At 46.0% G+C, this 15,508-nt stretch carries 12 protein-coding genes; 9 read left to right on the forward strand and 3 right to left on the reverse strand.

The window, feature by feature from the left end; genetic code table 11:
- Window positions 1-32: 32 nt before the first annotated feature.
- Window positions 33-1,184: a TlpA disulfide reductase family protein gene (locus tag DW121_RS02535; RefSeq protein ID WP_117710334.1), complete on the reverse strand. Its 1,152-nt coding sequence runs from the start codon at window positions 1,182-1,184 to the stop codon at window positions 33-35.
- A 199-nt stretch (window positions 1,185-1,383) separates the two neighbouring features.
- Between DW121_RS02535 and pnp the strand changes: the two genes are divergently transcribed.
- The 6 genes from pnp to DW121_RS15580 all read left to right on the forward strand — a co-directional run bounded on the left by pnp (window position 1,384) and on the right by DW121_RS15580 (window position 10,866).
- Complete coding sequence (gene pnp, locus DW121_RS02540) at window positions 1,384-3,534, forward strand: polyribonucleotide nucleotidyltransferase (RefSeq protein ID WP_118322961.1); 2,151 nt, start codon at window positions 1,384-1,386, stop codon at window positions 3,532-3,534.
- A 172-nt stretch (window positions 3,535-3,706) separates the two neighbouring features.
- Entirely contained in the window at window positions 3,707-4,267 is a 561-nt protein-coding gene (locus DW121_RS02545; protein WP_117710336.1) for an RNA polymerase sigma-70 factor, read from the forward strand.
- A gap of 122 nt (window positions 4,268-4,389) precedes the next feature.
- Window positions 4,390-5,322: a FecR family protein gene (locus DW121_RS02550; protein ID WP_187120005.1), complete on the forward strand. Its 933-nt coding sequence runs from the start codon at window positions 4,390-4,392 to the stop codon at window positions 5,320-5,322.
- Between the two features lie 189 nt (window positions 5,323-5,511).
- Window positions 5,512-8,949, forward strand: coding sequence for a TonB-dependent receptor (locus tag DW121_RS02555; RefSeq protein ID WP_118322962.1), 3,438 nt, complete (start codon window positions 5,512-5,514; stop codon window positions 8,947-8,949).
- Window positions 8,950-8,962: 13 nt separating this feature from the next.
- Window positions 8,963-10,588 (forward strand): SusD/RagB family nutrient-binding outer membrane lipoprotein, encoded by a 1,626-nt coding sequence (locus DW121_RS02560; protein WP_118322963.1) that lies wholly within the window; start codon window positions 8,963-8,965, stop codon window positions 10,586-10,588.
- A gap of 137 nt (window positions 10,589-10,725) precedes the next feature.
- On the forward strand, window positions 10,726-10,866 hold the full coding sequence (locus DW121_RS15580) for a hypothetical protein (protein WP_158573910.1): 141 nt from the start codon (window positions 10,726-10,728) through the stop codon (window positions 10,864-10,866).
- Between the two features lie 46 nt (window positions 10,867-10,912).
- On the opposite strand, the gene buk is transcribed toward DW121_RS15580, so the two are convergent.
- The gene (gene buk / locus DW121_RS02565) at window positions 10,913-11,974 is read right to left on the reverse strand and encodes a butyrate kinase (protein WP_118322964.1); all 1,062 of its coding nucleotides are present in this window, start codon (window positions 11,972-11,974) and stop codon (window positions 10,913-10,915) included.
- An 11-nt stretch (window positions 11,975-11,985) separates the two neighbouring features.
- Complete coding sequence (locus DW121_RS02570; RefSeq protein WP_117710341.1) at window positions 11,986-12,894, reverse strand: phosphate acyltransferase; 909 nt, start codon at window positions 12,892-12,894, stop codon at window positions 11,986-11,988.
- Window positions 12,895-13,119: 225 nt separating this feature from the next.
- On the opposite strand from DW121_RS02570, the gene DW121_RS02575 reads away from it, so the two are divergent.
- Genes DW121_RS02575 through DW121_RS02585 form a run of 3 tightly spaced genes read left to right on the forward strand, consistent with a single transcriptional unit; the run spans window position 13,120 to window position 15,498 of the window.
- Window positions 13,120-14,058, forward strand: a complete 939-nt coding sequence (locus DW121_RS02575; RefSeq protein WP_118322965.1) for an LD-carboxypeptidase — start codon at window positions 13,120-13,122, stop codon at window positions 14,056-14,058.
- Window positions 14,055-15,053, forward strand: a complete 999-nt coding sequence (locus DW121_RS02580; RefSeq protein ID WP_117710343.1) for a M20 family metallopeptidase — start codon at window positions 14,055-14,057, stop codon at window positions 15,051-15,053. Before DW121_RS02575 ends, DW121_RS02580 begins: the two co-directional genes overlap by 4 nt.
- Before the next feature lie 19 nt (window positions 15,054-15,072).
- The gene (locus tag DW121_RS02585) at window positions 15,073-15,498 is read left to right on the forward strand and encodes a SufE family protein (protein ID WP_118322966.1); all 426 of its coding nucleotides are present in this window, start codon (window positions 15,073-15,075) and stop codon (window positions 15,496-15,498) included.
- Window positions 15,499-15,508 lie beyond the last annotated feature (10 nt).

Consider the following 15,508-nt stretch of genomic DNA (forward strand, 5'->3'; position numbering starts at 1 on the left):
TATTTAAATGAAATCTTCTAATTTATAACACGTTATAATAAAGCCTTTACTGCTGCATCCAAATCCTTAATTGTCTCACCGCGAGCACTCAATTCGCTCTTCTTGTTTATAAGGAAAACCGCAGGAAGCGACTGTACATTATAAGCGGCAGCTATACTGGAATATACTCCATTAGCATCACGTACACACACCCATGGCAAGTTATCAGCAGTTGTTTTCCAATAATGCTCATCAGCATCCAAAGAAACCTGATAAATCTCCAAACCCTGAGCGGCATACTTATCATACAAATCGCGCAACATATAATTATGTGTAGGAGAAACCGCACTCTGATAAATCGTAAAATCCAAGAGAACAGCTTTGCCCTTCAGATCACTCAATTTGTGCATATTACCCTTCATATCACGCAGGTTAATGTCAATTATACCGATTTCCGAAACAGCTTCCGTAGGCAATTCCACAACCTTTTGCTGCGGAGCACGGGTATTCTTCATCCCCTTTATCACAATATTATAAAGATTCTTTGAACGGTCGGCGTGCGGATAGTAATTATTCAGGCTGGTCGCCACAGCAGCAAAGCACTTAATATCATCCTTATTGTTCAACGGATCGAATATCAGATAATTATTCAATTTCTGAAACAAGGCAAAATAAGCTGCAGCTGTATTGGGAGCTGCAAAAATATAGCTTATCTTCACTTCATCCTTGTAGTTCTTCATCAGTGTGGCAAGGCTGTCTTCAAACATATCAGCTCCAATCTGATGGGCTTGCATACTCTGAATCAACGCATTCACATTGGTTTGAAGCTGCATTTGCTTCAAGGTAAGTTCTTTTATTTTCACACTATTTGCCGAACCCTCTACTGAGTAAGCTGTAGAAAAATCCGTATACGGTGCATCCACCCGGACAGTTTCTGTAGAATCTATGGAAAAGTTGATAACCTTGTCATCTACCCGCAAACGATAAAACTCCGGAGATGCCGGACGTGTCTGCTTGAAAGCAAATGTACCATTGCCTTTCAGCCGGACAGAGTCCAAAGGAACGATACCTTCCAGAGCCGAAGCTTCCAAATAAAGAACCCTACCATCAGCACCGGATATTTCGCCTTCCACTTTAAATTTCGGTTCAGAATCACATGCGCTAAGCCCTAAAACAGCCAACGCTACAAAAAGAATCTTTTTCATATTTCGTGTATTTTTCTAAAAAGAACGTGCAAATATACTTCTTTTCACGGTTAGTCAAAGCATTTTCCCGCTTCTTACACTTATAAAAGTGCAAAAAACAACTAAATACAAACTTTTTATCTCATTCCCACCGCATTACACGAATAAAATATGTATCTTTGCGGGAATTTTGAAAGAAAATAGATATAAAACATTTTTTATGATTAACCCAATTGTTAAGACGATCGAGCTTCCTGATGGCAGAACCATCACGCTCGAAACGGGAAAGCTGGCAAAACAGGCAGACGGTTCTGTAATGCTTCGTATGGGCAACACCATGCTTTTAGCTACTGTTTGTGCCGCCAAGGACGCAGTTCCCGGAACAGATTTTATGCCGTTACAGGTAGAGTACAAAGAAAAATTCTCCGCATTCGGACGTTTCCCCGGAGGTTTTACAAAACGCGAAGGTCGCGCTTCTGATTATGAAATCCTTACTTGCCGACTCGTTGACCGTGCTCTCCGCCCCTTATTCCCCGATAATTTTCACGCAGAGGTATATGTAAACATCATCCTCTTTTCCGCAGACGGCGTTGATATGCCGGATGCGTTGGCAGGACTTGCAGCTTCCGCTGCCCTTGCAGTTTCAGATATTCCTTTCAACGGACCTATTTCCGAAGTACGTGTAGCACGTATCAATGGCGAATTCGTTATCAACCCTACTTTCGAGCAACTGGAAAAAGCCGACATGGACCTTATGGTAGGCGCTACTTATGAGAACATCATGATGGTAGAGGGTGAAATGAGCGAAGTCTCCGAGAAAGATTTGCTGGAAGCCATGAAGGCTGCTCACGAAGCAATCAAAATACAATGTAAAGCCCAAATGGAACTTGCCGAAGAGGTTGGTTCTACCGTTAAGCGCGAATACTGCCACGAAGTAAACGACGAAGAGCTCCGCAAGGCTGTTCACGATGCTTGCTATGACAAGGCTTATGCCATTGCCGCTTCCGGCAACAAGAACAAGCACGAACGTATGGACGCTTTCGATGCTATCCGCGAAGAATTCAAAGCGCAGTTCAGTGAAGAAGAACTGGAAGAAAAAGCTCCGCTTATCGACCGTTACTATCACGATGTTGAGAAAGAAGCTATGCGCCGTTCCATCTTGGACGAAGGCAAGCGTCTTGACGGACGTAAGACCACCGAAATCCGTCCTATTTGGTGCGAAATCGGTTACCTGCCCGGTCCTCACGGTTCCGCTATCTTCACACGTGGTGAAACCCAGTCTTTGTCTACGGTTACTTTAGGTACCAAACTGGACGAAAAGATTATCGACGATGTTCTGGAACATGGAAAAGAACGTTTCTTGTTGCATTACAACTTCCCGCCGTTCTCTACGGGCGAAGCGAAGGCACAGCGTGGTGTAGGCCGTCGCGAAATCGGTCACGGTCACCTTGCATGGCGTGCACTGAAAGGACAAATTCCTGCAGACTATCCGTACGTAGTGCGTGTAGTATCCGATATACTCGAATCAAACGGTTCTTCTTCTATGGCTACCGTATGTGCCGGTACACTGGCGCTGATGGATGCCGGCGTAAAAATCAAGAAACCCGTATCCGGTATCGCAATGGGATTGATTAAGAACGCAGGCGAAGAGAAATATGCCGTATTATCCGACATCCTCGGTGATGAAGACCACCTTGGAGATATGGACTTCAAGGTAACCGGAACAAAAGACGGTATCACCGCTACTCAGATGGATATCAAGGTAGACGGTCTGTCTTATGAGATTCTTGAAAAAGCGTTGTTGCAGGCTAAAGAAGGTCGCGAATACATCTTGGGCAAAATCACTGAATGTATTGCAGAACCGCATGATGATCTGAAACCGCATGCTCCTCGCATCGAAACCATGACTATTCCTAAAGAATTCATCGGTGCCGTAATCGGTCCGGGCGGAAAGATTATTCAGGGTATGCAGGAAGAAACCGGTGCAACAATCACCATTGAAGAAATAGACAACATCGGTAGAATTGAAATTGCCGGAACCAACAAGAAAAGCATTGACGATGCAATGCGTATCATCAAAGGTATCGTAGCTGTACCGGAAGTAGGCGAAGTCTACAAAGGCAAAGTACGCTCCATCATGCCTTACGGTGCATTCGTTGAGTTCTTGCCGGGCAAGGACGGCTTGCTCCACATTTCCGAAATCGACTGGAAACGTCTGGAAACAGTAGAAGAAGCCGGAATTAAGGAAGGTGACGAAATAGACGTGAAGTTGCTCGACATCGACCCGAAGACAGGTAAGTTCAAACTTTCCCGCAAAGTATTGCTTCCAAGACCGGAAAAACAAGAAAGACCGGAAAAGAAAGAAAAATAATCCTTATTAAACATATCAGGATTAATAAGCTCGGCAGTAGTCTGCCGGGCTTTCTTTTTGTTCCAGCCCGCCAATGACAGTTATAAAAACAATGAATATTGTTTGCATATTACGAAAAGATTGCGTTGTTTTGTCATGTGAAACCTTAAATCGCACAAAAAAGCTCAGCTAAATGTCCGATTCTACCAAATTACATACAATGGACCTTTTCTCACGTTTTTTTCAAGAGAACCAAGAAAAGTTCCTGACTTTTGCTTATTCCTACCTCAGAAACAAAGCAGAAGCCGAGGATGTATTGATGGAGTCCATGATTTCCCTATGGGAGCACCGAGAACGATGGGAAGAAGGAAGCAACTTAAAAGCGCTGATGCTGACCATCATCAAGAACAAAGCGCTCAACCTTCTGGAACACAAGCAAATCCGTCTGCGTGCGGAAGAAGACATCAACAGTCACAGCCAGCGGGAGCTGAATTTACGTATATCTACTTTGAAAGCTTGTGAACCCGAACTGATATTCGATGCCGAAATACAACACATCGTTCATAAAGCGTTGGAGCAAATGCCACAACAGAGCCGGACTATTTTCATGCTAAGCCGCTATCAGAATCTTCCCAACAGGCAAATAGCCGAACAACTGCATATTTCACTGAAAACCGTAGAGGCACACATCACCAAAGCTTTACGCATATTGCGGTTGGAATTAAAAGATTATTTGGCTTCTATACTCCTCTAAAACGTTAAATTCACCTTTATTCAAAAAAAGTTTCATTTTTCAATAGGGTTGTTTCCGTCTCAGCGGTTATGTATACAGAAGGGTCCTGAAAGTCCTTTCTTAAACAAATAACTTTTATTATGATAAATCAAGAATTACTATATAAGTATTTTAAAGGAAAAACTTCTATTGAAGAAGAAAAGCAGATTTTGGATTGGGTTGAAGCCTCCGAGGAAAACCGGGAAACCTACCTGAAAGAACGTATGCTGTTCGATGTATCTTTATTCTCCACCAAACAAGATAATGAGAAAAAAACGATACGTCTCATACCCATGCTCCGTTGGACTGCGCGTATTGCAGCAGCTATCATCATAGCTGTATCCGGTTACTATATGACCACAGATTATATCTATAATAGAGACTCACAGCCCCAAACCATCACTGTGCCTGCCGGACAGCGTGCCCAAATCACGCTTGCCGATGGTACACGTGTATGGTTGAACGCTAAATCAACACTGACCTATGCTTCCGACTTCGGCCGCAACGAACGCAATGTGAAATTGGACGGTGAAGCCTACTTCGAGGTTGCCAAGAACAAGAAACTGCCATTCTACGTACATACAGAGATGAATAAAGTAAGAGTTGTCGGAACCTGCTTCAATGTTTGCGCATACAAGGGCAGCAGAGAGTTTGAAACTACTTTGGTAGAAGGTATTGTAGACATTTATCCAAGCTGCAATGACCAAGTGATTACTCGCCTGCAAAAGGATGAATTCTTTGCCAACTACGACGGACGTTGCAAGAAAACGATTCTTCCTTCCTACGAATATCTTCGTTGGAAAGAAGGATTATACTGTTTCGACGATGTTCCGTTCAGCGGTATTTTAGATAAACTTGAGAAATACTACAATGTAAAAATAACCGTTACTAACCCCAGACTACTGACTCACGAAGGTCTGACCGGTAAGTTCAGAGAGCAGGACGGTATTGAGCACATCTTGCGGACCATCTCCAAAGAGCATCCGTTCAAGTTCAGTATCAATGAAGACAAAGACTCGATAATCATATATGAATAAATAAAGAACCTTTGAATTTAGTACCAACCCCCTTAAAAACAAATAATATGAAACCATAGCAGAAACAGACTAAAATTTCACCTTCCCTTTTTGATATAAAAAGATCGGAAAGTACCCCCATACTTTCCGATCCGAAACAGTCAAAAATCGACCTTAATCAATTTATTAACTTAACACAGTGACAAAGATATGAGAAAAATTTCTTTGAACGGGCTTTTTTGTCCAAAAAGTTTTGAATTTAAGCAATTATTGCGTACCATGAAGATCACACTATTCCTTCTCCTGTTTGTAACATTCCAAGCATACTGCGGGAATAGTTACTCGCAGAATGCCAAAGTAAGTATCCCCAATTCCCAGTTGAGAGTAGGTCAGGTACTGTCCAAAATCGAGTCACAAACAGAGTATTTGTTTGTGTACAACAAGAAGAACGTAGATGTTCGCCGCACCGTCAATGTAGAAGCGGAAAACTTGTCTGTGTCCGAACTTTTGGATGAAGTATTTGCCGGAACAAACATTAAATATGTAATGGAAGGCAAGAACATTGTCCTGACCAAAAAAGGTGAAAATATAGAAAATACCACCGGAGCACAACAAGAAAGAGTTACCGTAAAAGGTGTTGTCACCGACTCCAAAGGCGAACCGATTATCGGTGCAAACGTACTGGAAAAGGGAACGACAAACGGCATCATTACCAACCTCGATGGTGAATTCACCCTCAATGCGCCTGTCAATGCCACTTTAATTATCTCCTATATAGGTTATGAACCCATAAACATTGTACTCAACGGTCGCACATCGCTAAAAATCCAAATGAAAGAAGAAGCTTTGGCCCTGGAAACCGTTGTTGTAACAGCTATGGGTATCAAGAAAAAAGAAGCTTCCCTGACTTACTCTACCCAACAAGTAGGCGGCGATGAACTGACCCGCGCCAAAGACCCCAATATGATTAACGCTCTTGCCGGCAAAACGGCAGGTGTATCCATCACCCGCAACTCTTCCGGTCTGGGCGGTTCCGCTAAAGTTTCCATTCGTGGTATCCGTTCCGCCAATGCCGACGGCAACAACCAACCGCTATACGTCATCGACGGCGTACCCATGCTGAACAGTGTAGCCGAACAGGCGTTCTCCGCCATGGGCGGCAACAACGATGCCGGCAACCGCGACTCCGGCGACGGCATCTCCAACTTAAACCCGGATGATATTGAAAGCATGAGCATTCTGAAAGGCGCTTCCGCAGCCGCCCTTTACGGTTCCCAAGCCGCCAACGGCGTAATCCTGATTACCACCAAGAAAGGGAAAGCCGGTATGCAACGCATCGTATTCAATTCCAACCTGACCGTAGACCATGCCATTTGCCTGCCCGAATTCCAAGACAGATACGGCGCAAGCGGGGCTACAAGCTGGGGGGCAAGTTCGGAAAACGCAAACTCCAAACCCATAAAGGCTTACGACAACGTTGGCGACTATTTCAGTAACGGAGTTACCGCCACCAACTCCCTGTCTATCATGACAGGTAAGGAAAAAATGCAGACCTACTTCTCTTACGCCAACACCACCGCCAAAGGTATTGTCGACGTAAACAAACTGCAAAAGCATAATATCACGTTCCGCGAAACAGCCTCCTTATTCAACGACCGCCTGACATTGGATGCCAACGTAAACCTGATGACCCAGAAAATCAAGAACCGTCCTACTTCCGGCGGATATTACATGAACCCGTTGGTAGGTCTGTACACCTTTCCGCGCGGTGAAGACCTCGGAGTATACCGCAACAACAACGGTTTTGAGAAATACGATGAAAGCAGAGCCATGCCCCTGCAAAACTGGTATACAGAAATCAACGGATTCTCCCAGAACCCCTATTGGCTGACAAACAGAGTAACCGGTACCGACAAGCGTTTCCGTACATTGGCTTCTTTAAGCGCCAATCTGAAGATAACCGACTGGTTCAGCGTCCAGGCACGCGGCAACGTGGACTACATCAATGATAACTACGACCAGAAAATGTATGCCGGTACAGCTGCCGACGTGGCACACCAAAACGGCCGTTACATAAAAATGAACCGCCAAGACTTTATGGTTTACGGCGACTTCATGGCTATGTTCAACAAAACATGGAATGATTGGAGTTTGAATGCAGCCATAGGCAGCAGCATCAATACCACCAAAGTGAACTCATTGAGCCTTGACTCCGGTAAATCGGGTTTGTACAAAGCCAATGTCTTTACAGTTCCCAACATGAACCTCAGCGGTGCAGGCACTTCATTCATAGACGAGACAGCCAACCAAAGACGCACCATCCAGTCCATATTCGCCACCGCACAAATCGGTTGGAAAGAAAGCGTTTATCTGGATGTCACCGCACGCAACGACTGGTCTTCCACGCTTGCCAATACCAAGAGCGAAAACTCCGGCTTCTTCTATCCCTCGGTAGGTCTTTCATGGATTCTCAACAAGACACTCAATCTGCCGGAATGGATTAGCTTCGGCAAAGTACGCGCCTCGTGGGCACAAGTAGGTAACGACCTGCCCATCGGCATCACCAGTCCCGCACAGACCATCACGGCAGGCGGTGTAGTGAAACCCATCGACTATTACTTTGCAGAAGACCTGAAACCTGAAATCAGCAACTCTATCGAAGTAGGTACCGAATGGAAGTTCCTCAACAGCCGTCTGGATTTTGATTTCACATTCTACCGTACAGACACCAAGAACCAGCTGATTCGCGTAAACACTACCGCAGAAAAGCGTCCTTACCGCTGGATTAACGCAGGTAAGATACGCAATACGGGTGTTGAAATCACCTTAGGAGCCACCCCGCTGATGAACGATAATTTCCGTTGGAAAACCCAGTTCAATTTTGCCACCAACAAGAACAAGATTGTTTCTTTGGGCGGCACACCCAACTTCCAATATGCTTCGGGCAACGTAAGTATGCCTTATAAGATGATGGTTGTAGAGGGCGGTTCGCTGGGCGACATTTACGGTAATGTATTCGTACGCGATGCAAACGGCAAAATCTTGCTGGAATCCGCAACAGACAAAGACGGAAATCCCAATGCCAAAGCCGGTCTGCCACAAGTAACAACCGACAAAGCCGCCAAAATCGGCAACTTCAATCCCGACTGGACACTGGGCTGGAGCAATACCGTAACATACAAGGGCTTCTCCCTCTATTTCCTGATTGACGCACGTGTAGGCGGTGAAGTAGTTTCGCTGACACAGGCCGCACTGGACTACGCAGGTGTAAGCAAGGTCACCGGCGATGCCCGCAACGCAGGCTACTATATGCTGGAAGGACAAAAGATTGACGATGTACAAAAGTTCTATCAAATGGTGGGCGACCGAGGCAACGGTACAACAGAATTCTACTGTTATGACGGAACCAACATCCGTTTGCGCGAAATCTCATTAGGCTATTCCTTCCCGCAACAGATGCTCGAAAGAACAGGCTTCATTAAAGGTGTAGACCTGTCACTGGTAGCACGCAACTTGTTCTTCTTCTACAAAGACGCTCCGTTCGACCCGGATGCGACCATGTCGGTAGGCAATGATAACCAAGGTTTGGACACCTTCGGTATGCCTTCAACGAGAAACATCGGATTCAACATTAAATTTACCTTCTAAACACCCGAACAATATGAATAAGATAAAATATACAACCGCACTACTCCTCGGCGGTCTCCTGAGCTTCACAGCTTGTACCGATAACTTCGCAGACTTCAACAGCACCGACGGAGCCTATACAGACGAATTGCAGAAGTACGATAACCAGACCAATCTCGTTCCCTTCTCCACCATCCAGAAGGGTATCATCTACCAAACGGGTATAGACGGAACAGACTGGCAATACCAAATCATACAGAACTTAGCGGCAGATATGTTCTGCGGATATTTCCACGACATGGTAGGCTCATTCAACGCCAACAACTCCACGTACAACTTGAATAACGGCTGGACAAGCGCCATGTGGGTATATACCTACGGGTATGTCATGCCATCCATCGCCGATGCGGAAGCGCTGAATACAGAAAAGGAGTGGCCGCTCTATCATGCCATCACCAAAATTCTGAAAGTAGCAACCCTGCACCGCGTGAGCGACTATTACGGTCCTATCCTGTACGACGGATTTGGGACAGCCGACCAGAAACCGCAGTCCCAAGAAGAAGTTTACAAACGTTTCTTCGAAGATTTGGGCACAGCGGTAAACATTCTGAAAGATTATAAAGGCGGCGTATCTTTTGAAAGTGCCGACTTTATGATGCCCGAAGGCAAACGTACCCCCGCACAATGGCTGAAATTCGCCAACTCCCTCCGCCTGCGCCTGGCAATGCGCGTATCCAACGTAGCTCCCGCACTGGCAGAGGAACAAGCTAAAGCGGCTTTGGATGCAACCAACGGCGGCGTACTGGAGACAGCCAACGAAACGGTAGGCGAATATGGCATCCGTAACCCGCTGGGCGGTGTTTCCGGTTGGAGCGAAGTCTATATGAACGCTAATCTGGAGTCTTTCTTAAAAGGCTATAACGACCCTCGCATCAAATCTTACTTCAACCTTGCACAAGACGGTAGAGACAAAGACGGAAACATAACCAAAGAAGTGGCCGGCGTGAAACAGTTGAACAGTATTGAAGATGCGTACAAAGGTATCCGTCAGGGAACAGGCGTAGCAGACAACCGCTACTCTACCCACTCTCAAACCACTATTACGACCGGCAGTAAGATTGTTATCATGAGTGCTGCCGAGGTATGGTTCCTGCGTGCAGAAGCCGCCTTAAGAGGCTACACTTCCGAGAATGTGGAAAGCTGTTACAAGCAAGGTATCACCGTATCTTTCTCCCAATGGGATGCCAGCGGCGTAAGCGAATACCTTGAAAATGACCTAAAACCCGCGCCCTATACAGACACATTCGACAAGGAATTTGATGCTGCCGCCACAACGGACATTACTCCCAAATGGGATGAAAGCGCCACCACCGAAAAGAAATTAGAAAGAATCATTACCCAAAAGTGGCTGGCACTCTATCCGGAAGGCTGCGAAGCGTGGGCGGAACAACGCCGCACCGGTTATCCCCAGCTTTTCAAGGTTGTAGTGAACAACAGCGGCAATACCATCAGCACCGAAGACATGATCCGCCGCGTATTCTTCAACCAAGACTACAAAACGGACAACAAAGCATTGTATGACGCTTTAGTAAGCAAACTGGGTGGTGCAGACAATGGCGGCACACGTCTTTGGTGGGATGCCGGACGGAATAACTTTTAGAGGATACAAAGGTATATTTTTTGATTAGTGGTATTTTCTCCGTATTAGTTTATTACGGGAAAAAAGATTGTAAGGAGCAAAGTCGGGGGGCTTTGCTCCTTCTTTTATTTCAAACTCGGAGGTTTTGGGATGTATCCATGGTTGGTACGGCAAGTACCAACGAGTGGTATGACAAATACCAACCTGTGGTACGACAAATACCAAAGGGTGGTACGGCAAATACCAAAGGGTGGTACGGCAAATACCAATCGGTGGGTACAAGGTGTACCAAAGGGTGATACAAACTTGGTACATGTATCTTATTGATTGTAAACGCTATGAGAATTATTTATATTCCTGTATCGGCAGTTCTCCTCTCAATGCCCCAAGCGCGTTCAGCGCCAGTGCTTCCATCTCGTCCTCACCCGGATAGACGTGAACCGGAGCAAGGAATGAAATGCGCTCCTTCAAACGGGAAATGATATAATCGGAATGCGCCATGCCACCTGTCAGAAGAATGGCATCTATCTCACCATACAGCGCAACAGAAGCCGCACCGATGCTTTTGGCAATCTGATAAATCATGGCATTCAAGACCAATTCGGCGTGCTTGTCCCCCTCCTCTATCCGACGGACAATGGCAGGAACATCGGTCGTGCCCAAATGGGCTGTCAGTCCGGCACGACCGGAAATGCGTTTTTTAAGTTCGTCTTTTGTGTAGCGACCGGAACAGCAGAGGTCTATCAACTGCCCGGCAGGAAGTGTGCCTGCACGTTCCGGTGAGAACGGACCTTCACCATCGAGCGCATTATTTACGTCGATGGCCTTGCCATGATGATGAACCCCTACGGATATGCCGCCGCCTAAATGACAGACAATCAGGTCTAAATCTTCATAATGCGTATTATGCTCGGCTGCATAGCGGCGGGCAATGGCTCGTTGGTTCAGCGCATGCCAGATAGTGATGCGCGGCATAAGGGGAGAACCCGTGATGCGGGCTATCCCGTCCAGTTCGTCCACCACACCGGGGTCGGCTATGAATGCGCGGCAGCCCGGAAGCAATGCCGCAAGCTCGGAAGCTATGAGGCATCCCAAGTTACAGGCATGGGTACGCATGGCATGAAGAATATCGTCCAGCATGGCATCATTCACTTCATACACACCGCCCGGTATGGGTTTCAGCAGTCCGCCGCGTCCCACTATGGCGTCAAACTCAAAAGGAATATTATTAGTCTCCAACTCCTTCAACACCAAATTCTTCCGAAACTCAAACTGGTCGATGATATGTGAGAAGGCAGACAGTTCGTCTACCGTATGACGGATATTGCGCACCAAGCGGGGAACGTCGTTCTCGTATACGGCAATCTTTGTCGAAGTGGAACCGGGGTTGATGACGAGTAGCTTCATCTAAGTATTTACTATTTACAAGTTAGACATGCCATGGCGATACTGTAATATTTGGACAGACCGGAGTCGCTGCGCGACGGCAGCACAACGGGACAGACAGGACCTTGAAGCAATCCTGCCATATCGGCATGGGAAAACAGGGAAACAGCTTTATAAAAGGCGTTTCCCGATTCGATATTAGGGAAAATCAACACATCCGCTTCCCCGTTGATGGGAGATACGATGCCTTTAATATCTCCACTTGTTTTTTCGCAAGAAGTCTTTACATCCAGCGGACCGTCAATGATAACGTCTCCAAATTCACCGGCCTCGGCAAGTTCTACGATATTAACGTAATCCAATGAATGAGGAAACTTGGCGCTGACCTTTTCCGTACAATGGATAAGTGCAATACGCGGCTGCTCGATACCGAAATGGCGGCAGGTATGGATGGCGTACCAAATCATCTCTATCCGCTGTTGCAAAGTAGGCCGGGGGATAACAGCAGCATCCGAGAAGAATAACAGCTTATCATAAGTAGGAATCTGCATAACGGCGAGATGTGTCAATATCTTGCCTTTGGGCAGCAATCCTTTCTCCTTGTCAAGAATGGCATGGAGCAGATTGTCCGTATTGATTATACCTTTCATCAGAATATCTGCACCGCCCTCGCGCACGATGCGTACAGCCTCACGCGCGGCTTCATCCTTATCTTCAATATGCAAAGTCTGTACATACTCGGGATATTTCTTCAAAGTAGGATATTTTTCTAAGATGGACGAATCGCCAATCATCAGAAACTCTGCAATGCCTTCATCCAAAGCGCGGGCTATAGCATATTCAGTATTAGGGTCATTGGCACAAACTACGGCAATGCGCTTCCTTTTATTCAAAGTTTTCAGATGAGAAGTTAATTGATCAAAGTTCCGAATAGGTTCCATAACGTTAGATTTTTAGCAAATATCTAAAAAAATGTCGAGAAAATAAACGTTACACCCCATTTTATTTTCAATGTTTAATATCATTTTGATAAGTTCGACACAAAGGGAGCATCATTTTTTTAACACAGAGAAGATGAAGTTTCATTCCCTCTGTGTTAAAACTCTGTGAAACTCTGTGTTCTCTGTGGTGAATTGTGTACTTTTGCCATAAATACAGATAGATATATGAACAGCCTTATTTTTCCGCCATACGTGCACGAGGGCGACCGGGTGATTATTCTCTCGCCTTCCAGCAAGATTGACAAGTCTTTCCTGAAAGGAGCTAAAAAGCGGCTGAGTTCATGGGGACTGAAGGTCGTCATCGCCAAGCATGCAGGCAGTGCGCACGGTACCTATGCAGGAAGCATACAGCAGCGGTTGAAGGACTTGCAGGAAGCCATGGACGACGAAAAAGCCAAAGTTATCTTTTGCAGCCGCGGCGGATACGGCGCTGTGCATCTAGTGGGGCAGCTTGATTTTACCAAGTTCCGCCAACACCCCAAATGGCTTATCGGCTTCAGTGACATCACCGCCCTGCACAATGTGTTCCAGCAAAACGGCTTCGCTTCGCTGCACGCTCCCATGGCACGACATCTCACCGTAGAACCGGAAGATGACTTTTGCACCCGGGCTTTAAGGGACATCTTGTTCGGCAGCAATCGGCAAGAAGAAACCTCATTCAGCTACACTTGCCCGGCACACAAGCTCAACCGCAGAGGTGAGGGCACGGGCATCCTTCGAGGTGGAAACATATCTGTTTTCTACGGGCTACGCGGTACGCCTTATGACATCCCGGCAGAAGGTACGGTACTCTTCATAGAGGATGTAGGCGAGCGTCCTCATGCGGTGGAACGCATGATGTACAATCTGAAACTGGGCGGCGTACTCGAAAAGCTGTCCGGGCTTATCATCGGACAGTTTACCGAATACGAGGAGAATATGTCTTTAGGCAAAGACTTGTACAGTGCATTGGCCGATTTGGTAAAAGAATACGATTATCCCATATGCTTCGGATTTCCGGTGGGACACGTCACAATGAATGTGCCGATGATTAACGGTGCACAGGTCACACTGAAGGTCGAGAAGAAAGAAGTGAAACTAAGTTTTAATACCTACAAAGAATGAAACGGAATTATACAATCATCCCCCTGTCCCTACTGTTACTCATAGCCATGGTGGCATGCAGCAGCAAAAGCAAAAACAACGCGGACAGTGAGGACAAACAACCCAAAAGTACGGTCAACGTCCCCCTCTTCGATGCAGACAGCGCTTATCAGTACGTCAAAGCACAAGTGGATTTCGGACCTCGCGTACCCAATACCGCAGCCCACAAAGCCTGTGGAGAGTATCTCGCAAAGAAGCTGAAACAATTCGGAGCCACAGTATACAATCAGCAAATAGACTTAATCGCCTATGACGGTACACTGTTAAAAGCACGCAATATCATCGGCAGCTACAAGCCCGAAACGAAGAAGCGTATCGTGCTTCTCTCGCACTGGGACAGCCGTCCCTGGGCGGATGCCGACCCCGATGAGAAAAAACGACATACTCCCATTCTTGGTGCTAACGACGGAGCAAGTGGTGTAGGCGTATTGCTCGAAATAGCCCGCCAACTTCACAAGCAACAACCCGAACTGGGTATTGACATTGTATTGGTGGATGCCGAAGACTACGGTCCCCACCAATCTTATACAGGTAATCATAAAGAAGAGTACTGGGGACTCGGTTCACAGTACTGGGCGCAGAATCCCCATGTACAAGGGTATAATGCGCGCTTCGGCATCCTTCTGGATATGGTGGGTGCCAAAGACGCTACATTCTTCTACGAAAGATATTCCGAAGAGTTTGCCAAAGACATTAACCGGAAAGTATGGAATGCCGCCAATAATCTGGGCTACGGACGTTATTTCGTAAAAGAAAAAGGAACTACCGTAACGGACGATCACCTTTTTGTGTACCGAAATGCGCGGATTCCTACCATCGACATCATTCAATATAGCGAGGAAACGGGATTCTACGAGAACTGGCATACCCTGAAGGATGATATGGACGGCATCGACCGCAATACCTTGAAAGCCGTAGGGCAGACGGTGATGGAAGTTATTTACAAAGAGAAATAAATACTAAAGATAAATTATTATGAGTATCAACGAAGTACAAGATGAAGTAATTGCTGAATTCAATGATTTCGACGATTGGATGGATCGCTATCAACTCCTCATCGATTTAGGAAACGAACAGGAATCGCTTGACGATAAATATAAGACAGAACAAAATCTGATTGAAGGCTGCCAAAGTCGTGTGTGGCTGCAAGCTGACGAAGAAAATGGTAAAATCATTTTCCAAGCTGAAAGTGACGCCTTAATTGTGAAAGGAATTATTTCACTTCTTATCAAAGTACTATCCGGGCATACACCGGATGAAATTCTGAATGCCGATCTTTATTTTATAGACAAGATAGGATTAAAGGAACATCTTTCACCTACACGCAGCAACGGATTGCTCTCTATGGTGAAACAGATGCGAATGTATGCGCTGGCATTTAAGGCAAAAGCAGAACAATAATTAGCGATTA

The organism is Bacteroides sp. AM10-21B (genome assembly GCF_003472565.1).
GTDB lineage: Bacteria > Bacteroidota > Bacteroidia > Bacteroidales > Bacteroidaceae > Bacteroides > Bacteroides propionicigenes.